This is a genomic window from Dyella sp. M7H15-1 (assembly GCF_004114615.1).
In the GTDB taxonomy this organism is placed as follows: Bacteria; Pseudomonadota; Gammaproteobacteria; order Xanthomonadales; family Rhodanobacteraceae; genus Dyella_B.
Genome location: NZ_CP035300.1, coordinates 843,686 through 869,880 on the forward strand (window position 1 = coordinate 843,686; position 26,195 = coordinate 869,880).

At 58.8% G+C, this 26,195-nt stretch carries 25 protein-coding genes and 4 pseudogenes; 18 read left to right on the forward strand and 11 right to left on the reverse strand.

Annotated elements, in window-relative coordinates:
* Window positions 1–47: 47 nt before the first annotated feature.
* A complete protein-coding gene (locus EO087_RS04120) occupies window positions 48–593 on the reverse strand; it encodes a Smr/MutS family protein (protein ID WP_128897765.1) in 546 nt (181 codons plus the stop codon).
* Between the two features lie 165 nt (window positions 594–758).
* Here EO087_RS04120 and surE point away from each other — a divergent pair, with 165 nt between their 5' ends.
* The 5 genes from surE (at window position 759) to EO087_RS04145 (ending at window position 5,602) form a co-directional block, all read left to right on the forward strand.
* A complete protein-coding gene (surE, locus tag EO087_RS04125; RefSeq protein WP_128899798.1) occupies window positions 759–1,550 on the forward strand; it encodes a 5'/3'-nucleotidase SurE in 792 nt (263 codons plus the stop codon).
* Window positions 1,547–2,239, forward strand: coding sequence for a protein-L-isoaspartate(D-aspartate) O-methyltransferase (locus EO087_RS04130; protein WP_128897766.1), 693 nt, complete (start codon window positions 1,547–1,549; stop codon window positions 2,237–2,239). Before surE ends, EO087_RS04130 begins: the two co-directional genes overlap by 4 nt.
* Entirely contained in the window at window positions 2,239–2,850 is a 612-nt protein-coding gene (locus tag EO087_RS04135; RefSeq protein ID WP_128897767.1) for a VTT domain-containing protein, read from the forward strand. Before EO087_RS04130 ends, EO087_RS04135 begins: the two co-directional genes overlap by 1 nt.
* 29 nt (window positions 2,851–2,879) lie before the next feature.
* Window positions 2,880–3,833: a peptidoglycan DD-metalloendopeptidase family protein gene (locus EO087_RS04140; protein ID WP_240669124.1), complete on the forward strand. Its 954-nt coding sequence runs from the start codon at window positions 2,880–2,882 to the stop codon at window positions 3,831–3,833.
* 386 nt (window positions 3,834–4,219) lie between these two features.
* The gene (locus EO087_RS04145; RefSeq protein WP_128897768.1) at window positions 4,220–5,602 is read left to right on the forward strand and encodes a sigma-54 dependent transcriptional regulator; all 1,383 of its coding nucleotides are present in this window, start codon (window positions 4,220–4,222) and stop codon (window positions 5,600–5,602) included.
* 637 nt (window positions 5,603–6,239) lie between these two features.
* On the opposite strand, the gene EO087_RS16635 is transcribed toward EO087_RS04145, so the two are convergent.
* From EO087_RS16635 to EO087_RS04155, 3 genes are read right to left on the reverse strand one after another with little or no spacing between them, the layout of a single operon-like run.
* Window positions 6,240–8,036, reverse strand: coding sequence for a Tn3 family transposase (locus EO087_RS16635; protein ID WP_240669125.1), 1,797 nt, complete (start codon window positions 8,034–8,036; stop codon window positions 6,240–6,242).
* Window positions 8,008–9,102, reverse strand: coding sequence for a DUF4158 domain-containing protein (locus tag EO087_RS16640; RefSeq protein ID WP_240669126.1), 1,095 nt, complete (start codon window positions 9,100–9,102; stop codon window positions 8,008–8,010). The genes EO087_RS16635 and EO087_RS16640 overlap by 29 nt, the downstream gene beginning before the upstream one ends.
* A 2-nt stretch (window positions 9,103–9,104) precedes the next feature.
* On the reverse strand, window positions 9,105–9,695 hold the full coding sequence (locus tag EO087_RS04155; protein WP_128897769.1) for a recombinase family protein: 591 nt from the start codon (window positions 9,693–9,695) through the stop codon (window positions 9,105–9,107).
* A gap of 249 nt (window positions 9,696–9,944) precedes the next feature.
* Here EO087_RS04155 and EO087_RS04160 point away from each other — a divergent pair, with 249 nt between their 5' ends.
* Both EO087_RS04160 and EO087_RS04165 read left to right on the forward strand, forming a co-directional pair.
* A complete protein-coding gene (locus tag EO087_RS04160) occupies window positions 9,945–10,199 on the forward strand; it encodes an antitoxin of toxin-antitoxin stability system (RefSeq protein ID WP_205744471.1) in 255 nt (84 codons plus the stop codon).
* The gene (locus EO087_RS04165; protein WP_128897771.1) at window positions 10,196–10,489 is read left to right on the forward strand and encodes a type II toxin-antitoxin system RelE/ParE family toxin; all 294 of its coding nucleotides are present in this window, start codon (window positions 10,196–10,198) and stop codon (window positions 10,487–10,489) included. The genes EO087_RS04160 and EO087_RS04165 overlap by 4 nt, the downstream gene beginning before the upstream one ends.
* Before the next feature lie 230 nt (window positions 10,490–10,719).
* Here the strand turns inward: EO087_RS04165 and EO087_RS04170 are convergent.
* Window positions 10,720–10,965, reverse strand: a pseudogene (locus EO087_RS04170) (RES domain-containing protein); the annotation flags it as partial.
* 636 nt (window positions 10,966–11,601) lie between these two features.
* Here EO087_RS04170 and EO087_RS04180 point away from each other — a divergent pair.
* Together EO087_RS04180 and tnpA are read left to right on the forward strand one after the other, a co-directional pair.
* Complete coding sequence (locus EO087_RS04180; protein WP_128897773.1) at window positions 11,602–11,925, forward strand: hypothetical protein; 324 nt, start codon at window positions 11,602–11,604, stop codon at window positions 11,923–11,925.
* A gap of 95 nt (window positions 11,926–12,020) precedes the next feature.
* On the forward strand, window positions 12,021–12,452 hold the full coding sequence (gene tnpA / locus EO087_RS04185) for an IS200/IS605 family transposase (protein WP_128897727.1): 432 nt from the start codon (window positions 12,021–12,023) through the stop codon (window positions 12,450–12,452).
* Window positions 12,453–12,835: 383 nt separating this feature from the next.
* Here the strand turns inward: tnpA and EO087_RS04190 are convergent, their stop codons facing one another.
* Together EO087_RS04190 and EO087_RS04195 are read right to left on the reverse strand one after the other, a co-directional pair.
* Window positions 12,836–13,087 carry a hypothetical protein gene (locus tag EO087_RS04190; RefSeq protein ID WP_205744428.1) on the reverse strand — a complete coding sequence of 84 codons (252 nt, stop codon included), beginning with the start codon at window positions 13,085–13,087 and terminating at the stop codon, window positions 12,836–12,838.
* A gap of 80 nt (window positions 13,088–13,167) precedes the next feature.
* A protein-coding gene (locus tag EO087_RS04195) for an IS5 family transposase (protein ID WP_240669003.1) occupies window positions 13,168–13,943 on the reverse strand; the annotation gives its coding sequence in 2 pieces (ribosomal slippage) (window positions 13,168–13,574 and window positions 13,574–13,943; 777 coding nt in all).
* A gap of 196 nt (window positions 13,944–14,139) precedes the next feature.
* Between EO087_RS04195 and EO087_RS04200 the strand changes: the two genes are divergently transcribed.
* From EO087_RS04200 to EO087_RS04210, 3 genes are all read left to right on the forward strand, one after another.
* A complete protein-coding gene (locus tag EO087_RS04200) occupies window positions 14,140–14,697 on the forward strand; it encodes an SDR family NAD(P)-dependent oxidoreductase (protein ID WP_164931759.1) in 558 nt (185 codons plus the stop codon).
* On the forward strand, window positions 14,698–15,546 hold the full coding sequence (locus tag EO087_RS04205) for a hypothetical protein (RefSeq protein WP_128897775.1): 849 nt from the start codon (window positions 14,698–14,700) through the stop codon (window positions 15,544–15,546).
* A gap of 42 nt (window positions 15,547–15,588) precedes the next feature.
* A protein-coding gene (locus EO087_RS04210; RefSeq protein ID WP_240669127.1) for an IS3 family transposase occupies window positions 15,589–16,822 on the forward strand; the annotation gives its coding sequence in 2 pieces (ribosomal slippage) (window positions 15,589–15,875 and window positions 15,874–16,822; 1,236 coding nt in all).
* Between the two features lie 186 nt (window positions 16,823–17,008).
* On the opposite strand, the gene hutU is transcribed toward EO087_RS04210, so the two are convergent.
* Window positions 17,009–18,679, reverse strand: coding sequence for a urocanate hydratase (gene hutU / locus EO087_RS04215; protein ID WP_128897776.1), 1,671 nt, complete (start codon window positions 18,677–18,679; stop codon window positions 17,009–17,011).
* Between the two features lie 189 nt (window positions 18,680–18,868).
* Here hutU and EO087_RS04220 point away from each other — a divergent pair, with 189 nt between their 5' ends.
* The 3 genes from EO087_RS04220 to thiE are packed head-to-tail and all read left to right on the forward strand — an operon-like array spanning window position 18,869 to window position 21,533.
* Complete coding sequence (locus tag EO087_RS04220) at window positions 18,869–20,380, forward strand: DNA-3-methyladenine glycosylase 2 (RefSeq protein ID WP_128897777.1); 1,512 nt, start codon at window positions 18,869–18,871, stop codon at window positions 20,378–20,380.
* A complete protein-coding gene (locus EO087_RS04225) occupies window positions 20,377–20,907 on the forward strand; it encodes a methylated-DNA--[protein]-cysteine S-methyltransferase (protein ID WP_128897778.1) in 531 nt (176 codons plus the stop codon). Before EO087_RS04220 ends, EO087_RS04225 begins: the two co-directional genes overlap by 4 nt.
* Complete coding sequence (gene thiE / locus EO087_RS04230) at window positions 20,904–21,533, forward strand: thiamine phosphate synthase (protein WP_128897779.1); 630 nt, start codon at window positions 20,904–20,906, stop codon at window positions 21,531–21,533. The genes EO087_RS04225 and thiE overlap by 4 nt, the downstream gene beginning before the upstream one ends.
* Before the next feature lie 105 nt (window positions 21,534–21,638).
* Here thiE and EO087_RS04235 read toward each other — a convergent pair whose 3' ends face one another.
* Complete coding sequence (locus EO087_RS04235) at window positions 21,639–22,229, reverse strand: DNA-3-methyladenine glycosylase (protein WP_128897780.1); 591 nt, start codon at window positions 22,227–22,229, stop codon at window positions 21,639–21,641.
* Between the two features lie 198 nt (window positions 22,230–22,427).
* Between EO087_RS04235 and EO087_RS04240 the strand changes: the two genes are divergently transcribed.
* Window positions 22,428–23,453, forward strand: coding sequence for an NADP-dependent oxidoreductase (locus EO087_RS04240; RefSeq protein ID WP_128897781.1), 1,026 nt, complete (start codon window positions 22,428–22,430; stop codon window positions 23,451–23,453).
* Window positions 23,454–23,594: 141 nt separating this feature from the next.
* Here the strand turns inward: EO087_RS04240 and EO087_RS04245 are convergent.
* Window positions 23,595–23,734: pseudogene (locus tag EO087_RS04245) on the reverse strand (Tn3 family transposase); the annotation flags it as partial.
* Window positions 23,735–24,029: 295 nt separating this feature from the next.
* Here EO087_RS04245 and EO087_RS04255 point away from each other — a divergent pair.
* Together EO087_RS04255 and EO087_RS16645 are read left to right on the forward strand one after the other, a co-directional pair.
* A pseudogene (locus EO087_RS04255) lies at window positions 24,030–24,188 on the forward strand (transposase); the annotation flags it as partial.
* Window position 24,189: 1 nt separating this feature from the next.
* Window positions 24,190–24,381: pseudogene (locus EO087_RS16645) on the forward strand (IS1380 family transposase); the annotation flags it as partial.
* A gap of 228 nt (window positions 24,382–24,609) precedes the next feature.
* Here the strand turns inward: EO087_RS16645 and EO087_RS04265 are convergent.
* Entirely contained in the window at window positions 24,610–26,136 is a 1,527-nt protein-coding gene (locus tag EO087_RS04265) for an FMN-binding glutamate synthase family protein (RefSeq protein WP_128897782.1), read from the reverse strand.
* Between the last annotated feature and the right edge of the window lie 59 nt (window positions 26,137–26,195).

The following is a 26,195-nucleotide window of genomic DNA, read 5'->3' on the forward strand; positions in this document are numbered from 1 at the left end:
TGTCTCTTGTTGCAGCGTGCTCTACGGGGAGAGTTCGGGCATGGCATCTATCCTTTCAACAGAACCACTACGGCCCCCGTCCCACCCTGCATCGGTCGCGCCGATGCGAAGGCAATCACATCATCCCGACGACGCAGCAGACGATCAGTGAGGATTTTCAACACCGGTCCGCCAGCTTTGGATCGCAGACCCTTGCCGTGCACGATGCGTACACAGTGGTAACCGCGTTCGGACGCTTCGGCCAGAAATGCCGCAATGGTTGCCTGCGCCGCCGCGGCATTCATTTGGTGCAGATCGATATCATCCTGCACGCTGTACTGCCCTCGCTTGAGCTGGCGTAGCAGCTTGGGCGCATAGCCGTCACGCAGGTAGCTCAATTCTTCACCAGCTTCCATCAGGCCCGGATCGAACGCCATGTCGAGTAATTCGCCTGGCACCGCCGCTTCATCGGCTTCCAGCATGTAAGGATGCGGCTCGGGCTTGGGCATCGCAGGGGGCGGTGCGACGGGATCGAACTTTCTCACTTCGCCGATCGCCTCGCGAAACAGGCGGCTGTCCTCGTCGTTGACGGTGGCGGGAGTGCGGCGTTTCATGCTGGCTATCCTAAGTAGTGCGGAGGGTTACCATTTCGTGATCATTCGCGCCGATATGAAAGCGGTCGTGAAACCGGCGATCCGCTCGGTTAGACTCCCTTATCCTAAGGAGCGTGCACAGTGTCTGAAGGCTGCATGCGGGCAATGGGTTTTGAACGGATCATGATGCGAGTTTTGGTTTCTAATGACGATGGCGTGGACGCCCCCGGTATCCGCGTACTCGCCGAGCGCCTCGGTGCGGTCGGCCAGGTGACGGTAGTGGCGCCCGACCGGGACCGCTCCGGCGCCAGCAATTCCTTGACGCTCGACGCGCCTATTCGCTCGCTGCGCATGGAGAACGGTTATTACCGCGTGGCCGGTACGCCCACAGACTGCGTGCATCTGGCGCTAGCCGGCATGCTGGATGACGAACCGGATATAGTCGTTTCCGGCATCAACAATACCGCCAATCTCGGCGACGACGTCATTTATTCCGGCACCGTATCGGCCGCGATGGAAGGGCGTTTTCTGGGTCTGCCGGCCATCGCCGTGTCGCTGGCCAGCAAGGATCACAAGGGCGAGCATTACGATTCCGCAGCCAAAGCCGTGCTGCTGCTGATGGAGCGCCTGCTGGTCGATCCGCTGCCGGCCGACACCATTCTCAACGTCAACGTGCCGGACCTGCCCTGGGATGCCATCCGGGGTTTCGAAGTAACGCGACTTGGCAAACGGCATCGCTCCGCGCCGTGCATCAAGCAGACCGATCCACGCGGCAAGACCATCTGGTGGATCGGTCCCTCCGGCGATGTGGACGATGCCGGTCCAGGTACGGATTTCCACGCCGTGCAGCGTGGCTTTATTTCCGTGACGCCCATCCATGTGGATCTCACCCGTTTCCAGGCCCTGGAAAAGGTCAGCAACTGGGTGCAAGCCATCAGTCACGGTATGCCTGGCAACACCGACGGTAAAGCGGCATGACCCATCCCTTGCCGCCCTCTGCATTGAAAGGCGAGGGCATGACCTCGCAACGTGCGCGCGATCGGCTGATTGCCAAGCTGAAAGAAGAAGGCATCCGGGATCAGCACGTGATCGATGTGATGCGCAATCTGCCGCGGCATCACTTCATCGATCAGGCATTGCATACGCGCGCCTACGAAAACACCGCATTGCCGATTGGCCACGGCCAGACCATTTCCCAGCCATGGGTGGTCGCACGCATGACCGAGGCGTTGCTCGAACCCTTCGAGGTCCAATCCGGCCGTCCCAACAAGGTGCTGGAGATCGGCACCGGCTCGGGTTATCAGGCCGTGGTGCTAGCCAACCTGGTGCCACAGGTCTACACGGTCGAACGCATCGAGGAATTGCTGCGCCAGGCGCGCCGCCGCTTCCGTCAGCTTGGCATCGACAACATCCGATCCCGTCACGATGATGGCAAACTCGGTTGGGCCGCCGAGGCGCCGTTTGACGCCATTATCCTGACTGCCGCCGGCGATGCGATCCCCACCCAGGTGCTCGATCAATTGAGTCCCGATGGCGTGTTGGTCGCACCGGTCGGCTCCCCCAGCAGCCAAACCCTGATCCGCATGTGCGGCGATGGCAAAGGAGATTTCGTGCAGGAAGAATTGGCCGCCGTAAGTTTCGTACCCCTGCTGGGCGGTATTGGCTGATGCGCCTGTTCGGAGCGTTATATGCGCGCGTTCTGGTGTGGGCGCGTGATCCTAGAGCGGTTCGTTATCTGTGCGGTTTGAGCTTCGTCGAAGCCTTCATCTTTCCGATCATGCCGGAAGTAATGCTGGCGCCGATGATGCTCGGCAAGCGGCATAAGGCCTTTTTCTATGCCAACACCAGCCTGCTGTTCTCGTTGCTGGGTTCACTGGTCGGTTACGCGCTGGGCCACTGGGCCTTTCATGCGTTGATGCCACTGCTGCAATCGCTGCATCTTTACGACCCGATCGAAAAGGGCGTGGAAAACCTGCGCCTACAGATGAACCAGCATAGGCTGGAACTGCTGCTGGTGCTGATGCTCGCCGCCTTGCAGCCTGTCGTACCGATGAAGTTCGTCACCTGGGCCGCCGGCATCGTGGGTGTGCCGGTGGTGCCGTTCCTAGTTTGCGTACTGCTTGGACGCGGCAAGCGCGTGTGGTTGCTTGCGTTACTCATTCGTCTGTTCGGTGAACGTGCCGAGCGCATCCTGCACAAGCATATCGAGTGGATCGGCTGGGCTGCTTTGGTAGCGCTGGCTGCCCTTGCAGGCTGGTGGATACTGATGAAGCATTAACGTCTTACAAGCGCTTTCGGCAGGGCCGTATGAAAACTCCACGTGACCCCGTTATGCTGACGCGCATGAATGGATTGATGCGATGGTCCGCCCTTATCACGATTGCGATACTCCTGACCGGCTGTGCCACTCGCAGCACAGTCGTGGTGCAACAACCTCCCGGTGGGCAAACTGCCGTACGCCCGGGGCAGGCTGGTAACGGACCAGGCACTTACACCGTCGCCAAAGGCGATACGCTTTACTCCATTGCTTTCCGCAATGGCACCGACTTCCGCGCGGTGGCGCAGTTGAACGACATCGCCGCGCCGTACACGATCTGGCCGGGGCAAGTGCTGAAGCTCCCCGGGCACGGTGTTCCCGTTTCTGTACATGCTCCCCCGTCGGTCGTGGTGGCCAAAACGCCGGAACAGCCGGGCGCACCAGCGTCGGTATTCCAGCCGGTTCAGGCCGAGCCAGTGGCAAGTCCGCCATCCAATTCGCCATCCACGACAGCGGCGACCGTCGTACCGATTGCCGGCGGGCCTACCACTCCCCCACCAGCCGCCGGCAATACAGCTTCCGCCGTGGCCGCGACGCCGGTAGTGGCAACCAGTGGTGGCACCCGCACGGTGGGTGGTGTGAAGTGGCGCTGGCCGGCTTCCGGCGCGGTGGTCGGGCGCTTCCAATCAGGTGCCGCCATTCCCGGTATCGACATCGCCGGCAAGGCAGGCGATTCCGTGGTGGCTGCTGCGAACGGCGTGGTGGTGTACAGCGGCAATGGCCTGGTGGGCTACGGTGAACTGGTGATCATCAAGCACAACGACAGCTTTCTTTCCGCCTATGGTCATAACCGCAAGCGTCTGGTGACAGAAGGTCAGCAGGTGAAGGCGGGGCAGCAAATTGCCGAAATGGGTTCCAGCAGCAGCGCACGTGATGAGGTGCAGTTCCAGATCCGCAAGGACGGCAGCCCAGTCGACCCGCTGGACTACCTGCCGACGAAGTAACAGAACAGCCTCTAGGCACATGCTGTCGAAGCAGCAAATGCCTAAGTGCGGTTAAACAGCAAGTGAAAAGGTCAACGCGCCAGCGCGGCTCCTGCGCCGCGCCAACGACGGTTCGTCATGCTGTCTTCAGCATATTTTCGACACGGGATGTGGTATACGCTACAGATTCTGGTTTAGATTTGCGGCGTGATCAGGGAAAGGTGGTTCTGGCAAAATCACTGGGAAGGTATATGCGGTGTTTCGCATCTTCCAAACCGCAGGGGATATTGCATAGTTTGCTCTTTAGCCGTCGTGGGTTCGGACGGCCGTTGCGGCAGGGGCATACACGCAGCTCGTAGGGCACGCGACAATCAGAGCATCCCTAGGCTAACGCTGAGGTGTGATCGATGGGCACGTTGCGCTGTGGCGTAGTACCGATCGGCACGCAAGAAGGTTTTGCGCGTGTTGTCTTCGACGACCTGCAAGCGCATGCCAAGGGTGGCATGCAACTGCTGTGGCAGCCGGCACTCGGCGAGCAGACGGATTGCGATCTACTGATCTTGCCCACCCAGGTCGAAAACTTTGGCGAGGTAACCGCCGAGCTTGCGCGCATTCGCGCCGATTGCCCTGGCTGCAGCACCATTGTGAGTTGTCAGGGGTTGGTGTCGGAACAGATAGCGACACTGCTGACTGCCGGTGCTTTCGATTTCGTCTCCACCCCATACTCAATGCCGGAATTCCAGATGCGGCTGCAGCGTGCCGCAGGCACGTTGCAGGGGCGATGCGAGCAGCATTCCTCGATGATTTTCAGGGCGCGTACGCATGGTTTGATCGGGTCCAGCCCGTGTTTCATAAAACAGGTGTCTTCCCTGCCGATCATCGCCAGTTGCGATGCAAGCGTACTGATCTTGGGCGAAACGGGTACCGGCAAGGAAGTGTTTGCGCGCGCCATTCATTATCTTTCACCACGCGCATCCCGCCCACGCGTCACGGTCAACTGCGGGGCCATTCCCACCGAGCTGATGGAGAGCGAGCTGTTTGGCTGTGTACGGGGTGCCTTTACCTCGGCACATGCCGCGCGCAGTGGGTTGGTGCACGAAGCGGAAGGAGGAACGCTGTTCCTGGACGAAATCGACTCCTTGCCATTCGGTGCGCAAGCCAAGTTGTTACGTTTTCTGGAAGACAAGGAATATCGCCCAGTAGGGGGCACCTGCGTGCAGCGAGCGGATGTAAGAGTGATCGTGGCCAGCAACAACGACCTGCTTAGGCTCACCGAGCGTGGCACGTTTCGCAGCGACCTGTATTTCCGTCTCAATGTGCTGAATTTGATGTTACCCACCTTGCGCGATCGTCGCGAAGACATTCCCGAGCTTGCCAGACATTTCGTCGAGCAGTTCACGCGGAAAAATCATCAGCCAGCTTTGCCTTTTACCTGCGAAGCACTGCGCAAACTGGTGCAGTACAACTGGCCCGGCAATGTGCGCGAACTGCACAACGTCATTGAGCGGGCCGTATTGTTTTGCCAGAGTGCAGCGATTGAGGCCGAGGGTCTGGAATTACCTGTCAATCCCATGGCCGACCCAGTTCCCGAATCGTTTCGTGCGGCGAAGGCGCGCACGGTTGAAGCCTTCGAACGCAACTACATCGAGCAGCTACTGATGATCAACGCGGGCAATATCACACGTGCGGCCATTGCCGCACAGAAAAACCGCCGCGCGTTCTTTGCACTGATGCGCAAGCATGCGATTGCACCGGAACGTTTTCGTGGTCCGGGTAAGCGTACTTATTGATCCGGCATCCATGTGTATTCAAGTAACCGAGCCGCCACTCACCGTCATCGTCCCGTCCTTTAGCGTTAAGAGCGTGTTCTTGGTGACGGTCACCGTGGATAAGTCGGGCAATTGCACGTTATCGCCTCCGAACATCGCAGTGGCGCCCTTACTCACCGTGACGTGTGAATCCGAATACACTGCGACGGTAGACTCGCCCTCTGCGTAAACCCGCGCATTTGGACCCGCGTGTACCCACGCCTTTTCGTTCGCATTTGCGTATAATGTATATTATGTAAAATATAACCATTCCACCCTGGGCTATCTCAGCCCGATTGAGTTCGAGCTACGACATGTTGCTTACGAGTGTTCGTGATTCACAGGGCATGTCCACGCGGCATCTGACGACAACCTTGAATTGGCAGCGCACTAACGTAAGCGGGTACGCGGATCGCCCCTTCCACACAGTACAGTCCTGCCGCTGGCGGCTGCCCACTTTGGACTACTTCGTTTAGTGCTGGTGTTCCCTTGATTTCGGTGCAAAAAGTAACGCTTCGCGACTTTCTGTATCCCTTGAGTTGCTGTTACCCCTTTTTGAAGCCCTCATTCGCGCTAATTGGGGTAGAACAAGCAGTCGTGTCACCAGCCGCCATTTCGATCACGGCAGGTCAAGCCGCGTGTTCATATCGAGGTCAAACCGCCCATACGGGTTGACGTGCTCCCAGATCAGCGGCGTCAGGGCGGCGTAGTCGCGCGGCGTGAACCTGCCCTGCCAATGCGGTTGTGCCAGCACTTTCTGGATCATCAGCGTATTGACGTAGACCATACAGTTCTGGATCAGATGCAGCGCGAGCATGCTGACCTCATGATCCTCGCGGCGGTTGCTCGCCATCTCGCCACGGCGAGCGAAGAACACGAAGTCGGTCGCACCGTTCCACTGCTCGACCACGTTCAGCCCCTCGTTGATCTCGCGGCGCAGCGCCTCGTCGTGCAGGTAGCGGCAAAGAAAGATGGTCTTGATCGCCTTGCCTAACTCGGCGAATGCCTTGTAGGTCGGGTGCTGCACGTTCTTCTTGGTGAAGCGGCGCAAGATGGCTTCGGTCTCCGCTGTGCCCAGGCGCAGCGCGGTGGCGTACTTGACCATCTGGTCGTACTGCTGCCGCACCGAGTCCCAGTCGATGGGCTTGGTCAGAATCTGTTGCAGGTTGGCATAGGCATCGGCCTTGCCGGTTTCCAGCCGGTACAGCTTCTGTGAGTGGATCGCCTTCAACCGGGGAAGCAACCGGAAGCCCAGCAGCCGGCAGAAGGCGAACGCGACCGTGCTCTGTCCGTGCGAATCGACATACTGGCGATCCACCTCCATTTCGGTGCAATGGTGGATCACACCCTCGATCATCGATGCTACTTCCGATGACGACGGTGATTTGAGCTGCGAATGGATGCACAGCGAGCTGCGCTCGACGTGCCAATAGATCATGATGCCGCGCCCGCCGTAGCGCACATGCCATTGCGTGGTGAGGTTTTGATCCCATGCGCCGAAGTGCTTGGAGTCCGACGCGCAGGCGGTGGTGCCGCTACCCCAGATCGCCGGGTTGCGGGCATGCAGCGTGCCGTCTGCGACGATGGCAATCGCGCGGCGCATCGCGTCCACGCTGATGTAACGGCGGCGCACATAGGCCAGGTCGCGCGCCGTAGTGCCGGAATCCAGCCCGGCCATGCGCTGCAAGCCGGCATTGGTGCCCAGGCCGTGCACACATAGCAGCAGGCGCGGCTGCAACACCGAACGATCCATCGTCTCGTAGGAAGTTGGGCTTTTCAGGGCGTCGGTGAAGCTCAGCCGCAGATCGGTTTCCTTGACCATATCGAGCAGGCTGGTCATCGGCCAGATGGCGTTGAGTTCGGCCTTGAGCGCAGTCAGATTGGGTGGATCGGGTTGTGCATCGAGCGGCGTCAGCGTGATCCAGCCACCGCCCTTGCTGCTCAGCCGAACGGAGGGATTCTTCTTCAAGCCGGCGTCGAAGGTGAACAGCGCCTCGCGCATCTCGGCCTGCAAGTCGGCGATGAAGCGCTCCCCATCGAGCGGCAGATTCAGCGTACGGTAGTAGTCCTCGCGGTTCTGCTCGAAGTCGGTCGGCAAGTCGTCGTCGGGGTTGCGATAGCGGTTTGCGCCGACTACCCAGATTTCCTTGCAGCGCAGCCGCTCGCGCAGCGCCTCCAGCACCGCGATTTCATAGGTGACGCGGTTGACGTGATCCCGGCCGGCTGCGTCTTTCTCCATCACAGCCTCACGCCACAGGCCGCGCACCACGCCGTCGAGCGGCACCTCCACGTCGGCCGGGAAGGTATGCACCTTGGTGTCGGCAAAACGCTTTACCAAGTCGAGCGCATCCATCACCGGACGGTGGCGGTCGTTGTTGGAGCGGAATTCAAGCGCGGCCAGCAAGGTCGGCACCATGCGGCGGTAGTGCCCCCTGGTACGAATTGCGGATCACGGTGCGCAACGTGATGCGGTAGGTCGAGCCGGTGGCTTTCCACTCCTTGACCAGATCGCGCAGCGTCTGCTCGCCGACCACCGGAAACACCACATCGCGCACCACGCCGTCCGGCTCGGCCAGCGTGGCGTCGGCCAGGTTGAACAGCAGGTTCTGTTTGCCGGAGACGCGCTTGAGGTCTTCCAGCAGTTCGCGTTCGACCTTGCGCTCGGCACGCGCGCTGATCTGGTGGACGGTCTCGATCAGCAAGTCCACCAAGTCGTCGGTCAAGCTGCGGGCGCGTAGGTAGACGAAAGCAGCCAGCCAGGTGAGGCGTGCAGCATCTGGATGTCGACGCAGATCGCGGGGAACCTCGACCGACACACGCTGGCGGCAGCGCTCCAGATCACGCGGTGAAGCCCGGTCGAACAGTCCGGCGGGCAAGTCAATGCCCCGGATCAGTTCCAGCTTCGCCAACTCGTCCTGCATGCTGGCAAGGCTGGGGCGGCCGGGACTGCCGCGCAGTTTCAGCAGAACGGCCGGCGCGCTGCCTGCGGCTTCGCCTTGAGCATCTTCAACGGCGCTCTCGGCGTCGCCCGACTTTTCGGGGCGCAGCAAGGCATCCAGGCGTTCGCGGGTCGTGGGCGGCAGCCGCTCTTGGACTCCGTTATGAACGCGCTGCGCGCGATGCGCTCCATCCGGGTCACCGCCGACTTCTCCGGCAATATGATCGCGCAGCCACTCCGTCAGCATCTCGGCATCGGCCACCGTCGCTTCGCGGAAGCCAAAACGCACGCGGATTTCGCCGCGCAGCCGCTCGGCAGTGCGGCCCGTGAGGAAGGCTTCACCGTCGATGGGTGCGTCGAGTTGTTTGGCGAGGGCGGCTATGCCCTGTACCTCGACTTCGGTTTCGTCGCGCGGGAAACGGCCGCGCTCGCGGAAGAAGGTCAGCAGGATGGCAAAGCCCAGCCGATTCGCGCGGTTCTTGGTCATCACCAGCTCGCGTTCGGCCGGTGCCAACAGCCACTGATCTTCCGCGTTGCCGTCCACTGCTACGCTCCGAGTTGCGATGGCGCGGGCCAGCTGACCCGCGCCAGGGTTTCGATTAGGGTGGTGCGCTTGACGCCGAAGTTGCGGCACACCGCCGCCTTGGACATGCCGCCATCGAGCGCGGCAATGATGGCGTCCAGCTTCTCGCCAGTGATCGCCTGCGGCCGACCGCCGATCCGGCCGCGTTTGCGCGCGGCGGCCAAGCCGGCGACGACGCGCTCCTGGATCAAGGCGCGCTCGTACTGTGCGAGCGCGCCGAACACCTGGAACAGGAACTCGCCCGAGGGCGTGGTGGTGTCCAGGTTTTCCGTCAGCGAGCGGAACGCCACCTGCTTATCCTTGAGCGAGGTCACGATGCCGAGCAGATGCGACAGCGAGCGGCCGAGCCGATCGAGTTTCCACACGACCAGCACGTCACCAGAGCGGACGAATTCGAGTACTCGCGCCAGCCCCGCGCGGTCATCCTTCGCGCCCGAAGCATGATCTTGAAACAGATGGCGCGCATCGACGCCAGCGGCGAGCAGCGCATCGCGTTGCAAGCCCGTGCTCTGGCGGTCGGAATCCGACGACACGCGCATGTAACCTACCAACATAAGCGGATAACCATCAAAATGACGTTTCCGTATAGTAACGCATGGCGACAGAGTTTTCCGCATAATTTTGCGGCCACTGGGAGGTTGATGCAACGGACTGTTGCCGATATGTCGCCAAACACTTGTTTGGCGACACTCGGAACCGAGCGCCCACTCGCCTTGTTGATGCGTCGGGTAATGAAAATATATATACTTAGACAGTACCCAATGAGAGGAATCTCCGTCATGCCGAAAGAAGCCGTTTTCACCATGAAGCTGGAGCCCGAGCTGCGTGCTGACTTTATGGCCGAGGCCGAGGCTGCTCATCGGCCGGCATCACAAGTACTACGCGAGCTGATGCGTGAGTTCGTCCAACACCAGCGCGAGGCGCGGAACTATGACGAGTTCCTGCGTCGCAAGGTTGAAGCCGGCCGGGCATCAATGCGCGCGGGTCTGGGTCGCCCGAATGAAGAGGTCGAAGCCGAATTCGCCGCACGGCGTGCCAATGCAGCTAACCAGACGTGAGAGTCATTTGGACGCCAGAGGCGCAGCAAGATCGCACTGATGTGTGGAATTACATTGCCGCTGACAACCCATGGGCGGCTGCCCGGATGGATGATCTGTTCAGCGATGCGGCAACTCGGTTAGCTGCGCACCCGATGCTCGGTCGCCTCGGGAAGATCCCCGGTACCCGCGAAATGGTCCCACATGAAAGCTATCGCTTGGTCTACGAAATCGAGGACGAGACGGTGTGGATTCTGACCCTAATCCATACCGCTAGGCAGTGGCCACCCTTGCGAGATGGCGGCTGGTGACACGACTGCTTGTTCTACCCCAACAGGCGCTGTTCTTCCAGCGCCTGCGCCATGCCGTCGAGCTTGAGGGCACGCAAGTGTTCGAGGGTGGGATGCGTCAACAAGGGGTAACAGCAACTCGTTGATTGCAAAGAAATTGGTCAAAATGACGTTCAGATTTTGCCAATATAATCAAAGGGATACAGAAAGTCGCGAAGCGTTACTTTTTGCACCGAAATCAAGGGAACACCAACATCCACCAACGGTCCCAATTCAGCCACATAGCTACAGAGCATCAGCGGTGGAAGGTGAGGCAACATCTGCTGGTACTCCGCCACAGCGGTTTCAAGCTCTAGGGCGAGGTACAGCGCCTCGATGCCAGGCCGGTTAAAACGGCCTCCCGCCTTGGCAGCCCCCGCACCGCTCAGCGGCGTATAGGCATAACGCGGTGTATTGGCTCGATAGAGGGTGATTGGCCGAGCCAATTGGCTCGTAATCACCCGACAAATCCAGACTCAACCGATGCCAAATATCCCAACACATCACGCGCATTCTGAGCCACCCGCGTACGATCACTCGTCATCACTTCAAAAGCTGTGCGACCACTAAATGCTTCAAGGGGCTGGTTCCGCAGCCACAGTGCCGCTTTGTTGGGATCTTGGGTAATGGTTTCTGCGGTGACCAGAATGCGGAGAATCTGTAGACTCCGGGTGCGTTCTTACCGTATTGCGGTGAACACCCGCAACATCTGCCAGGTCGCCCACACTCATATTCAGCAGCTTCGCGACTTTCTGCGGGGAAATCGAGGCGGGACGTGCTTCGAGCTTAAGGGCTTCGATGGAGGAGGAGAGGAGGGCCATGGGGTACCTCAATGGTCGGTTACCGCAACCTAGTGGAATTGCATACAGTATGCACTTTTTTTGCATAGATTACGACTGTTTTCATGCAGTCCAGAATCTACTTGTGTTTTAGCCCACATCCACCTTGCGCTCTCACAATGTCGCGAATCATCCGATGGGACGCGGGTCATAGGTTTTCGAACTTATTCCATTTTTTTGCCGTCCCGCGTGGTGCATTACCAGTACAGGCGATACCGATTGCGATCCTGCTCTTTGTACTCAACAGGTGATGATATGGACAATCAAGATTTTATCAGCAGCAAGTTTATTCAGCTTGAAATAGACCGGCTTCAGTCGGCGAATGCCATGATGCGTTCTGCAAACCGAGCGCTTGCACAAGGCAATGATGCGGTGCTCATGGCGATGGGATATTCGCAGGAACATATCTGCGATCTACACAATAAGGGGGGTATTCCATTGACGTCGATCACGAACAATACGCGGATGATTGCGTATTTGCGGTCTGTTTTGCGAGATCAAGAGGGGGCGTTTGAAGTCTCTGATAACAGGTTTTTAATCCGGAATTGCGGGAAGTTTTGTACATCTAACTCAGAATGAGGTAAGCCCCCGGCTTTGCCGGGGGACTCACCAAGGTTTGACCTATACGGCGGTCGTAGTGAACCTGAAATCTCGACCAAGAGACGAGGTTCACGATGAAAGAGTATCAAAGCTTGAGTCATGCCCGTTGGGACTGTAAGTACCACGTGGTGTTCATTCCCAAGCGGAGAAAGAAGCAGGTGTTTGGAGAGTTACGCAAGCACTTGGGCGAGGTCTTCCACGAGTTGGCTTCGCACAAGGAATCGCAGATTGTGGAAGGCCACCTGATGAGCGACCACATTCACATGTGCATCAGCATTCCGCCGAAGTATGCAGTGTCGAACGTGGTGGGTTACCTCAAGGGTAAGAGTGCCATCACCATTGCGCGCAAGTTCGGAGGACGGAATCGAAACTTCACTGGGGAGTCGTTTTGGGCACGAGGCTATTTCGTCTCGACGGTGGGCTTGGACGAAGCGATGGTGAGGGCATACATCCGAAACCAAGAGCAAGAGGATGAACGTTACGACCAGATGAAGCTGGGCGTGTAGCCCGCCGCCTTCAGGCGGCTCACGCTGTTATCGCCCCTTTGAGGGGCTCACCCAATAAAGCCCCCGGCTTTGCCGGGGGATACTTACTCATCCGGTTACACACAACACGCCAAAATTGGGCTTAGCCTTTTCAGGCTTTATACCAGTGCTGGCCTTTTTCGACTGCTGCGCGAGCGGCCGACTCAAGACGCGAACGGTGAACGTACCGACCACCATTGGGCCGTCTGAGTATTGGGCTTTGTTATAAGCGGAACTCGAGATGCAGCGGTCATGTTTTCCCCGGATTTCCAAAAAGTTAATTTTACATAATATACATTTTATACGCATAACTTATTGATTTATAATGAATTTATCTTCTAACGTAATGCCATTCATCACTGTGATCAAAGATCAAAACTCCCCAGCGATGTTTTAGTCCGCGTATCCAGCAACTCCACATGCGCATGCGAAACCACTGCCAACGCCACGCTATTTTCCACGCGTGGGACAAACAAATACAGCGTACCTTGTAGCCCAAGCGCATGCTGTGCACGCACCGCTTCAATCTGCCTTGCCTGCACCTCATCGGAGACTGGCAGGTTGCAAGGAAAATCCGAAGGCAGGATTTTCAGCGTTACGCCTTGTTGGTTACGCAATATGCTCGCCCAACAATATTGACCATAGCTCGCGAGTGGGAAACTCTTTGTACTGAAGTCGTACTGATTAGAGCATGTCGTCATAAGATTCTGAGCCACATGACGAGGCAGCGAATTTGCACAGCGGCAAGGAAAGAGGACAGATTCTTCGCGTAGCGTGTCGCCACACCACGCCACTGTTTCAGGTACAAAAACGCATTCTCAACCAGGTGGCGATGACGATACAGGTACGTGTCGTAGTCGCGCGGCTCTTTTCGGTTTTTACGTGGCGGAATATGCGCCTGCATGCCTTGCTCATGAGCCTGCTCAACAATGGCATCACTGTCATAACCTTTGTCGGCCATGAGATGCTCAGCAGGAATGTCTTTGATCAGTTCCGCAGCCTGCGAACAATCTGCCCGGGTACCCTCTGTAACAAGAATTCGGACTGGCATACCATGCGCATCCACGGCCAAATGTATCTTGGTGTTGCGCCCCCTTTTGTGAGACCTATGCCCTGATTGCCGCCACGAGCTCCCGCTGCATGAGGATGAACCTTGCAGTGGCTGGCATCGATCATCAGCCACTCAAAGTCCGGCTCATCCATCACACGTTCCAACAGACCTTCCCATGTGCCGTTATCGCGCCAGCGACAAAAGCGCCGATGGGTATTCTTCCAATCGCCGTACTCGGGTGGTAAATCTCGCCACGGCGCTCCGGTGCGAAGTATCCAGAACACTGCGTTGATGAATTGCCGATTATCTTTGGCTACACGCCCCCATCGGCCCGCTTGACCCGGCAAATGGGGTTCAAGCAAACCCCATTTTTCATCGGAGATGTCATGGCGTCGATAGGCTGCAGTCACAGAGGATTCCATCCAGCAAGATTCGATGGCAGGTAGTTAACCATATTTCAACACCTCATGACGACAGGCTCTAGCGATGTTGTCACCGAATGATTGTCCAGCGAGCTATCCGAAGAGGCATCGATGTGAGCGAATCTAAAACGAAAGTGGCCCTTGTCACCGGTGCTACTAATCCAGGCGCGGTGGCGCGCAACGACTGTGCGAGGAAGTGGGCAAGGCCGAAATCCAGATCGACTATCTGGTGAACAATGCCGGGTCAGGCGTGTTTGGTCGATTCATGGAAACCGACATTGAAGACGAGCTGTCGATCAACGAACTCAACATGATGTCTCCGACCATCCTGTGTAAACACTTCCTGCCTCAATTGCTTCGCCGCCGAGGCAAGATCATGAATGTCGCCTCGGTGGCTGCATTCCAGCCCGGGCCATACATGGCGGTTTACTACGCCACCAAGGCTTACTTGTTGTCCTTGTCCGAAGCGATGAACACGGAACTAAAGGGAACTGGAGTGACCGTGACCACGTTCTGCCCGGGACCCACGCAGTCCGGCTTTCAAGATGCCGCCGGCATGTCTTCCTCTGGCCTGGTCAAGGGCAAGCGCCTGCCGTCGGCCCATGACGTTGGCGTCGCGGGGTATCGCGCGCTGATGGAGGGGAAATCGGTATTCATCCCCGGCTTCATGAACAAGGTTATGGTCGGCTCGGTGCGCTTCGCGCCAAGAGCCTGGATCCAGCGCGTGGTGATGGCTATGTCGGCGCCAAGGTAAATGCAGGCTTTGTTGAGGAAATCCATGTCAATTTACACTCTTGCCAGAGAAGCAGGCGCACGCAAAGTTCGGCGTGGCCGCTTTGAATTGATGCGTCTCAGCCGTCCCGGTGAGCGTCTAGACGCCTCCATGCAAAGGGAGATGCTGTTCGCCTTTGCCAAGGAAACCGACCTGATCTACCAGGCCGACACCTCGTTTCACTGGCTATCGCGAAAAGACTATTTCGCAGGCATCGAAGATCTGTGGCTGGTCTTTCTTGACCGTGAGCTGGTCGGCTTCACAGGCATCCGCCTGTTCTACGGCGCCGATGAAAAGATCGTCTATATCGACAATATGAACATACGGTCGATACCGCTCCTGGTGGCCGATCGCCACACGTTGGGATCGATGTTGGTCCACGAGATATTGCGAGCCAACTATCCGCGATCCGTTCCTCCGATGTCGGTGGTGTTTCGGACACAGAATCCCAGCGTGTATCGGCTGGCCCAGGCGATTTTGCCGCCGGCTGTCTATCCGCGCATGGACCCGTCGACCGTGCGCGACGAGGAACGCTGCCGGCGCGTGCTGGGTTTCATGGCGCAGACGCTTTCCCCTGGAAAGGTGTTCGAGTGCGATGTTTCGGTGATCCGCCGCGCCTATGGTGGGCATATCTACGGACGTCCAATGAGCTCGCCGATAAGCATCAAACCTGTGCTGGCGAATTTTTGGAAGGAGCATGTGTCGCTGGAAAATGGCGATGCCGTTCTCATCGCGGTATGTCCCACCCATCCCGAAGTGCGCGGACTTGTCGACACCTACGCCAGGACGCTGATCCGCTGGATGCGGCGGGTGAGAGGACCCCGGATTTGAGACACCAGTTTAGACTGTCCTCCGCGAGAGGATAACGAGCAGATGAGCGAAGGCAAGAAGCGTAAGACGCACAGCGCGGAGTTCAAGGCCAAGGTCGGCCTGGAGGCGGTGCGAGGGGTGAAGACGATCAACGAGATTGCCCAGCAGTACGGCGTCCATCCGGTGATGGTCAGCCAGTGGAAGAAGGAAATCATGGATCGGGCCGGCAGCCTGTTCGAGACCAAGCGCGGTCCCAAGCCGAACGAGGCGAGCGGTGATGACGACCGGCTGTACAGCGAGATTGGTCGACTGAAAGTGGAACTGGACTGGCTGAAAAAAAGTCCGGGCTGTGAGCATGGCGATGCGGATGAGTTGGATCGATGCGTCGGACACGGCGCTGTCTATCACGCAGCAGTGCGTATTGAGCGCGGTGCCACGGGCAAGTGTGTATCGCCAACGGAGCGCGCAGACCCTACCCTGCGAGGAGGATTTGCTGTTGTGCAGGTTGATCGATGAGGCGTACACCGCAAGGCCGTTCTACGGCAGCCGGCGGATGGTCAGGACCATGCGTGCGCAAGGCTATCGGGTCAACCGTAAGCGCGTGCAGCGCCTGATGCGTGCGATGGGCTTGGCAGGCATGGCGCCCGGTCCAGCGACCCGCGTGAAGCATCCTGAGCACAAGGTCTATCCCTACCTGCTGCGTGGCGTGCCGGTCGTGCGCCCGGGTCAGGTGTGGAGCACGGACATCACCTACATCCGGCTACCGCGTGGTTTCGCTTACCTGGTCGCGATCATCGATGGGTACAGCCGCAAGGTGCTGAGCTGGCGGATCAGCAACAGCCTGGATGCCGCGTTCTGCGTCGACTGCCTGGAGGAGGCATTGAGCGTTTACGGCCGGCCGGAAATCTTCAACAGCGATCAGGGTGTGCAGTTCACCAGCAAGGCATTTACGGATGTGCTCAAACGCGAAGGTGTGCAGATCAGCATGGATGGTCGCGGACGCGCACTGGATAATATTTTCGTCGAACGGCTGTGGCGCACGGTCAAGTATGAAGACGTATATCTGAAAGGGTATTCCACGATGGCCGAGCTGATGATCGGCCTGACGAACTACTTCGCGTTTTACAATGCGGAGCGCCCGCACCAGTCCCTTGGCTATGAGTCGCCGGACACGGTGTACGCCACGAGGAATGGCGGCGGTGCGCTGATCATCGACAAGTACGGCAAGGATGATGTATCCATGTCGAAAACAGGGCAGCGCTGTTCCGCTGCGGATGAGGTTGTGGAAGCAGCTTAAACTGGACTAAAAACTGTCTTGACAGTGGGGTCCACTTTAGCTGCGCATGGGTACATACGTTTACCAAAGTGGTTGGACGCAGCAATATCATTTCCGAAAACGATCAACCGCCCCGACCAGCGGTGTGTGAACAATGAACGACGTAATTAGATCCAGCAATTGCGGTGCAAGCACCGTCATGAACTCTTACAGCATAGGCAACTTGAGCCCCTGCTCCTTCGCACACTGCACCGCAATGTCATAACCCGCATCCGCATGGCGCATCACACCAGTGCCAGGATCATTCCACAGCACGCGCGCGATACGCTTGTCCGCGGCTTCGCTGCCATCGCATACGATCACCACGCCGCTGTGCTGGCTATAACCCATGCCCACGCCGCCGCCATGATGCAGGCTCACCCACGTTGCGCCGCCAGCCACGTTGAGCATGGCGTTGAGCAGCGGCCAGTCGGAAACGGCGTCGCTGCCATCCTTCATCGCTTCGGTTTCGCGGTTGGGACTGGCGACGGAGCCGGAATCAAGGTGGTCGCGGCCGATCACGATCGGGGCCTTCAATTCGCCCTTGCGCACCATCTCGTTGAAGGCCAGGCCGAGCTTGTGACGCAGGCCCAGACCCACCCAGCAGATACGCGCCGGCAGGCCCTGGAAGCTGATGCGCTGTTCGGCCATGTCCAACCAGTTGTGCAGGTGCGGATCGTCGGGGATCAGTTCCTTCACCTTGGCATCGGTCTTCATGATGTCTTCCGGATCGCCGGAAAGCGCCACCCACCGGAATGGCCCCACGCCACGGCAGAACAGCGGGCGCACGAACGCAGGCACAAAACCGGGGAAATCGAACGCATTGGCGCAGCCTTCGTCCTTGGCCATCTGGCGGATATTGTTGCCGTAGTCGAAGGTCGGAATGCCTTGCGCGTGGAATGCGAGCATGGCTTCGACATGTTTCTTCATCGCCTGCTTGGCGGCCTTGGCCGTGCCGGCCGGATCGCTCTTGCGGCGCTCGAACCACTGCGCTACCGTCCAACCCAGCGGCAGGTAGCCGTTGACCGGATCGTGTGCGCTGGTCTGGTCGGTCACCGCATCGGGCTTTACGCCTCGGCGCACGAGTTCCGGTAGAACGTCGGCGGCGTTGCTAAGCAATGCAATGGATTTCGCTTCACCGGCCTTGGTGTATTTCTCGATGCGGGCAAGCGCGTCGTCGAGATCGGTAGCCTGTTCATCAACGTAACGCGTATTGAGGCGAAAATCGATACGGCTCTGCTGGCATTCGATATTCAAGCTGCAGGCGCCGGCCAGCGATGCGGCCAACGGTTGCGCGCCGCCCATGCCGCCGAGGCCGGCGGTAAGAATCCACTTGCCCTTAAGGCTGCCGCGGTAGTGCTGGCGGCCCATTTCCACGAAGGTTTCGTAGGTGCCCTGCACGATGCCTTGCGAACCGATGTAGATCCAGGAACCGGCCGTCATCTGGCCGTACATCATCAGGCCTTTCTTATCCAGTTCGTTGAAGTGCTCCCAGTTGGCCCAAGCCGGCACCAAATTGGAATTGGCAATCAGCACGCGCGGCGCATCAGGATGGGTCGGGAAGACACCGACCGGCTTGCCGGATTGCACCAGCAGAGTTTCGTCGTCGTTGAGATTGCGTAGTGCGCGCAGGATGGCATCGAAGCACTCCCAGTTGCGCGCGGCACGGCCAATGCCACCGTAAACCACCAACTCGGCAGGATTTTCCGCCACGACCGGGTCCAGATTGTTCTGCAGCATGCGGTAAGGAGCTTCGGTCAGCCAGCTTTTACAGCTCAGCGTCGTGCCCTGCGGGGCATGAATAACACGGGTCGTGTCGATACGGGTGGGGGCGTTCATCGTGATACCTGCGGTTACCGTAGGGAAAAGTCCCTCATTATGGTCGCCCTGTTTGAAGGCCGCCAACTGCAGTGCGGCAAGAGAGCCAAGCGCTCAAGGACACGCTACTCGGAACCATCGACGAACGGGCCTGGCATTCATGTCCGAAAACGGCGAGTTTCTGGTTATCCGCGATGCTAGCCTTTACCCATGTCCGAGACCTCCCCTCTCCCCACGCTCGACTTGCAAGCCTGCGAACGCGCCCGCTTGAGCCGCGATGCGTGTTTTGATGGTTTGTTCTTTATCGCGGTGCGCAGCACGGGCATTTACTGCCGGCCGGTATGCCCGGCTCCCACGGCGAAAAGTGAGAATGTCCGCTTTTTCACCACGGCGGCGGCGGCGGAGGTGGCCGGTTTCCGGCCTTGTCTGCGTTGCCGGCCGGAACTGGCGCCTGGCAACGATATCTGGCAGCGCGGTGATCACGTGGTGACGCGTGCGTTGAAGCTGATCGAGAGCGGCTTGCTGCAAGATCATCCTGTCGATGTACTTGCCCAACGCGTGGGCGTAGGCGCCCGGCACTTGCGCCGCCTGTTCGTGGAGCGACTGGGTGCGCCGCCGATGGACGTGCACACCACCCGTCGCCTGCTGTTTGCCAAGCAATTACTGACCGAAACACGCATGTCGGTCACCGACGTGGCATTGGCTTCCGGTTTTGGCAGCCTGCGGCGCTTCAATGCCGCGTTTGCGCAGGCCAATCACATCGCGCCTCGCGATCTGCGCCGTCATCCCCCTGCAGTCAACGACGACAGCCTAAGTTTACGCCTGAGCTATCGCCCGCCGTATGACTTCGCTTCGTTGCTGGCATTTCTGCGTGGCCGTGCCCTGCCCGGCATTGAACGTGTCGATGATGATAGCTATTGCCGCGTATTTGGTCCCGCCGAAACACCTGGCTGGTTGCGGCTGAGTGCGTGGTCCGACGATGAATATGCCTTGCGCCTGCAACTGCATTGTCCGCAACCGACACAGATGTTGACCGTGGTTACACGCATCCGTCGTATGTTCGATCTGGATGCCGATCCACAGGCGATCGGCGCGGCGCTGCAGACGACACCTCACGTAAAACCGTTGTTCCGCAAACGCCCTGGCCTGCGCTTGCCGGGGAGCTGGGATGGTTTCGAGGTCGCGGTGCGCGCAATCCTCGGCCAACAAGTCAGCGTTGCTGCCGCACGCACGCTGGCATCGCGCATCGTGCAGCGCTATGGCAAAGCCTTACCAGTACCGGTGGGCTCGGGCTTGGAGCGCTTGTTCCCCGCGCCGGAGGTACTGGTCGATGCCGATTTGCGTTCTCTCGGCATCACAACGGCACGTGCGCAAACCATTCGCGGCGTAGCACGCGCCGTGCTGGATGGATGCGTGGACTTTCGCGTCGAGCAATCGCTGGATGAATTCGTGCTGCGCTGGGTTGCCCTGCCCGGCATCGGCGAATGGACCGCGCATTACATGGCGATGCGCGCGCTCAGCCATCCGGATGCCTTCCCCGCTGCGGACCTGATCCTTCGCCGTGCTGCATCCGGCGATGAGAACATGCTCAGCACCAGGGCACTGACGACGTTGGCCGAAGCGTGGCGCCCGTGGCGCGCCTACGCGGTGATGCATCTTTGGCGCAGCATGAGCGAGCAACCCAAACCAGCGCCATCCTCACGTCAGAAGGCAACCGCATGACAACCGTTAATGACACCATCTGGTACGACTATCTCTCCACTCCGATCGGCAAGTTGCTGCTGGCCGCGGATGCGCAAGGGCTGCGTGAAGTATGGTTCGAAACCGGCAAGCACCAGAAAGAGCTCGATCCTCGCTGGCAACGCGATTCGTCCAAGCTTGACTTTGCGCGCAAGCAATTGGAGGAATATTTTGCCGGCAAACGACAAACCTTCGATCTGCCACTGCATCCGCTGGGCACGTCGTTCCAGGTGCAGGTATGGCTCACGTTGGCGAAGATTCCCTATGGCGCTACCATCAGCTACGCCGAACTGGCGCGGCGCATCGGCCAGCCATTGGCTGTGCGTGCTGTAGGGGCAGCCAACGGACGTAACCCGATACCCATCATCCTGCCGTGCCACCGGGTGATCGGCAGCGACGGCAGCCTGACCGGCTTTGGCGGCGGGTTGCCAACCAAGCGCTTCCTGCTCAGCATGGAAGACCGCGTGATGCATGGCGATCTGTTTGATCAGGACATAGTGATCGCATGAAACCTTTCGATCTGTCGCTTTACTTGGTGCTGGATCCTGATTTGTGCCGGCAACATTCGCTGATCGACACCGCACGCGAGGCTGTGGCAGGTGGCGCCACCATGGTGCAGTTGCGGTACAAGCATGCCTCTACGGAAGAACGCATCGCGCTTGGCCACGCACTGATGGAAGCGCTGCGCGACACGGGCGCCATCGTGGTGATGAATGACGATGTCACCGCGGCTATCGAGGCGGGCGTCGATGCCTTGCATATCGGCCAGGGCGACATGACACCCTCCCTGGCACGTGCACGCATCGGTTCGGACATGATCCTTGGACTTTCCGTCAACAACGAAGGTGCTGCACGCCTGGTCGATCCGGCCATCATTGACTACGCTGGCGTCGGCCCCGTGTTCGCCACCCCCACCAAGCCGGATCATGAAAAACCGCTCGGCTTCGACGGCCTCGCCCAGATCGTGGCCGCCTGCTCTGTGCCCACTGTCGCGATTGGCGGCCTGAAGAAAGAACATGTGCGCCGCGTGTTTGCTGCTGGCGCCAACGGAGTTGCCGTAGTATCTGCCATTTGCGGCATGCTCGATCCACAACAGACGACGCGTGAGCTGCGCGCGCAGATTCCACAACGGTAGTGCACACGATACGTCCCCGGCAATGAAAACCCCGCACGAGGTGGGGTTGTGCGTGGATCATGAAACAACCTGCGCTAACATGATGATATCGCTGAACGCGATGCATCACTTCTTCGATACATAAGCGTTGTCAGCCACATACCAGCGCCAGGGATAATCCGCAGCCTTGCTGATGCCGATACGCGTGGTCTGTATAGGGTGATCCGGCGGTGGCGTGCCGTCGTCGATCATCGCGTAGGTTTCACCGGCAACCAAATCCACACCGTCCTGCAACTTGGTTACGCTCATGGCCTGCGCGAGACGAGCCGGGCCATTGCATAGCTGTCGATCGTTTTTTGCAAGCGGACGCGCGGTATACATAAGGTCAAGACCGGCCACGGGCTGCAAAGCACGGATAAGCACAGCCCACCCCACGCCCTCCGCACCGCAGACCACGTTGCCGCACCAGTGCATACCGTAGGTGAAATACACGTACAGGTGACCCGGTGGACCGAACATCACCGCGTTGCGTGGCGTTTTGCCACGATAGGAATGCGCCGCCGGATCATCCGCGCCGTGATAAGCCTCCACCTCCACGATGCGGCCGGCGCGACCGTCATGGCATTGCAATACCTTGTTCAGCAATTCGGGGGCAACGATCAGTGGATCGCGTTGATAGAACGATCGGGGCAGTGGACGCGGTGCAAAATCTTTCATGATGGGAAGTTCGAATGAAAACCGTGATGCGTTTGGGCGCGGGTCGTTGGCGGCTGGCCAAACATATCCTGTTGGGAAGTACGCGAAGGCATCGTAGGATGCGTACTCCATCGATCGTGAAAGCGTACGCTAATACTGGTCTGAGTTAACTACTACGGCTATGGCTTATTATCCTTACCTCCGACCAAAGGAACGACCATGGCCCAACTCGCCAATCGCCAGATCCTGTTGCACGCGCGACCAAACGGCGTCCCCAAACCCAGCGATTTTCGACTCGAACACGCCTCGGTTCCACAACCGGCCGAAGGACAAATCCTGCTGCGGACGATTTATCTGTCGCTCGATCCCTACATGCGCGGACGCATGAACGACGGCCCCTCTTATGCAACGCCTGTCGGCCTGGGCGAAGTGATGACCGGTGGCACGGTAAGTCGGGTGGAAGCGTCGCGGCATCCCGCCTTCAAAACCGGCGATCTTGTCGCGGGAATGAGCGGCTGGCAGGACTATGCGCTGTCCGATGGCCGTGACCTGACCCCACTCGACGGCATCCCTCAGCCGTCACTGGCACTAAGTCTGTTCGGTATGCCCGGTTTCACTGCCTATCACGGCCTTCTGAACATCGGCCAGCCACAACCCGGCGAAATGGTGGTGGTGGCCGCGGCGACCGGCGCCGTAGGTTCAGTCGTGGGACAGATCGCGAAGCTCAAAGGTGCCCGCGCCATCGGCATCGCTGGCGGCGCCGACAAATGCCACTATGCCGTGAGCGTACTGGGCTTCGATGCATGTATCGACCATCGTGCACCCGACTTTGCCGAGCAACTGGCTGCCGTGACGCCGAACGGTATCGATGTGTATTTCGAGAACGTCGGCGGCGCGGTATTCGACGCCGTGCTACCGCGCCTTACTCTTGGCGCACGCGTGCCGGTGTGCGGCATGATCGCCCATTACAACGACACGCAACTTCCACCCGGCCCCAATCGCGTTCCGTTGCTGATGCGCCACATCCTGACGCAGCGTCTGCACGTGGAGGGTTTCATCATTTTCGATCACTTCACCACTGGCTTTGCGGATTTTCTGCGCGATATGGGGCAGTGGGTAAAACAAGGCAAAGTGATGATGCGCGAAGAGTTCATCGATGGACTCGAACATGCACCGAAAGGTCTGATCGATCTGCTTGCCGGGAAGAATTTCGGCAAAGTGGTGGTGCGTGTTGGTACGCCTTGACACTTTTCTTTCGAGTTGCTCACGCACTCTCTTGATCACACTCCGTGAGCACTAGACGCCCGCGGTAATGCTAGCGTAGCTCGCCGCGCATGCCGTGAAAGACGGCATGCGCGGCGCTGTGGCGACCTTCGCCGCGGTTAAGTCGTCGCGCAGGTAATTCTGATCTACCCAAGACAGCCGATCGCGCTTGAGTGCCGGCACGTCGTTGCGAATCAGCGGCTCCAGCCCGGCATTGCAGGCTTCGGCCATCAACACCGCGTACAGGCTGAAGTGTTCAGATCAATACGGTGACAAACATGTTTCCCATTCGGGAACTAATTGGCGCGTGGCCCGATGACGTGCGCAACCACACAATCGCGCTCGCCTTCGGGCAGCACCGCAACACCATCCCGCCAACACTCTGATTCAAACAATACAAACATGACCGCTCTCGACTTAAACACAGGCGCAACAGCGCCCGTCGCTGATGAAATCGACCTCGTTGATCTACCCGTTGCAGGAACGATCCCACAGGTTAGAGCCTGTCGTCATGAGGTGTTGAAATATGGTTAACTACCCGCCATCGAATCTTGCTGGATGGAATCCTCTGTGACTGCGGCCTATCGACGCCATGACATTTCCGATGAAAAATGGGGTTTGCTTGAACCCCATTTGCCGGGTCAAGCGGGCCGATGGGGGCGTGTAGCCAAAGATAATCGGCAATTCATCAACGCAGTGTTCTGGATACTTCGCAGCCGGTTACGACGGGTTCGCGCCCATTGCGGCCTATTTGGGCGGGGAAGCCGGCTATTGTCTGGCGCTGGAGCTGCGCGATGGCATCCAACACAGCGCCAAGGAAACCGAATACACGCTGGAGCGGATGATTCCACGGGCGCGGGCGTTGACCCGTGCGCCGATCCTGCTGCGCTGCGATTCGGGTTTCGACAGCGAGCGCATGTTCGTCACCGCCGCGAGATATGCGGTTGCACGCAAGCAGGGAAATGCTCCCGGCGATGCCTGCAAGCGTCGGTGTAAAAGGCCGCCCGTTGCAGTGAGTGATTTTTTTCCTGGCATCAGATAGCTGAGTGCGGCAGCATCATCGTGCTGATTGCTTCCTTGAACTGCCAAGCGGAATCGTGCTGAGGAGAGGTCACGGAATCAGGTTTCTACCCATACACTACAAACCTGTTGAGACTTTCCGCTGCGCGCTACTCGGATAAGGGAACAGCTTGATCAGCGGCACCGAAATGCCATCGTCACCAACAACACGACAATGCGTGCGATCCAGTTCGCGCGGATCGTCCACGCCGCAACTGTGCGCAATAATCCCTACTTCGTGCATCACGTTCTTTGCATAGTGCGCCACGCGCTCGCTCTTGTCCGTCACCACCAGGCCGCGCTGCAGACGCGGATTTTGCGTGGTAATGCCGGTAGGACAGGTATTGCGGCTGCATTGCAGCGATTGAATGCAACCTAGCGCCAACATGAAGCCGCGTGCGGAATTGACAAAATCCGCACCCATCGATAACGCCCAGGCCACGTCATACGCCGTGATGCACTTGCCTGAGCAGATCACCTTGATGCGCTCGCGCATGCCCTTCTCGATCAGCGTATTGACCAATGCGGGCAAGGCCTCGTGCAAAGGCAGGCCGACGCCTTCCATCAGGGTTTGAGGCGCCGCGCCCGTACCCCCTTCGGAACCGTCGACAATGATGAAATCGGGCGCGCTTTCGATGCCGCGCTTGTCAACCTCGTCGCACAGCTCCTCGATCCATGTCATGTCACCGAACACGGCCTTGAAGCCGGTCGGTTTGCCAGTAAGGAGGCGAATGTGCTGGATCGAATCCATCAACTGCGAAACATTGGCGATATCCAGGTGGCGATTCGGGCTTTGCGAATCCTGGCCCACCGGAATACCACGGATTTCCGCAATTTCCGGCGTGACCTTAATGGCAGGCAGCAAACCGCCCATGCCCGGTTTGGCGCCTTGCCCAAGCTTGATGCTGATCATCTTCACCTGCTTGTGCGCGCAGATCGCCAGCAGCTTCTGGTCATCCAGCTTGCCATCCGGCGTGCGCACACCGTATTTGGCGGTGCCGATCTCGAAGATGATGTCGCAACCGCCTTCCAGGTGATAGGGCGCCAAACCGCCTTCGCCGGTATCCATCCAGATACCCGCCTTGGCTGCGCCGATCGAAAGTGCGCGTACTGCCGGTGCAGACAGCGCGCCGAAGCTCATGGCCGAGATATTGAAGAACGACGCGTGATCGTACGGCTCACGCGCATACGGCCCCAGGCGCACGGGCTTGGGCTGGACGTGATGATCGCCCAGTGACGGGAATGCCGCATTGACGAAGAACGGCACACCTTCCCCACGCAGATCGCGTGTGGAGCCAAACGAATTGGTGTTCTCCGTGTTCTTGGCCGCGCGATACACCCACATGCGCTGCGCACGGTTGAACGGCAATTCTTCACGGTCGCTGGAATACAGGTACTGGCGGAAGAATTCGCCCAGATGCAGGAACCAGTAGCGAAAATGCCCAACAACCGGGTAATTGCGCAGCACCGAGTTATGCGTCTGGTTGCGGTCCACTACCCAGACCACTATGAGGACAAGCATGGCCATCACCAGCAGCATCACAAACAGCAATGCGAACGTTTCTACCAACACGACCAGCCAATGCGAAAAACCTGTTGATTCCATCCTTGCTCTCCGTCTACCTGCGGCTGTCGCCGTAACGATCTAGGTACGTGTATGCAGCA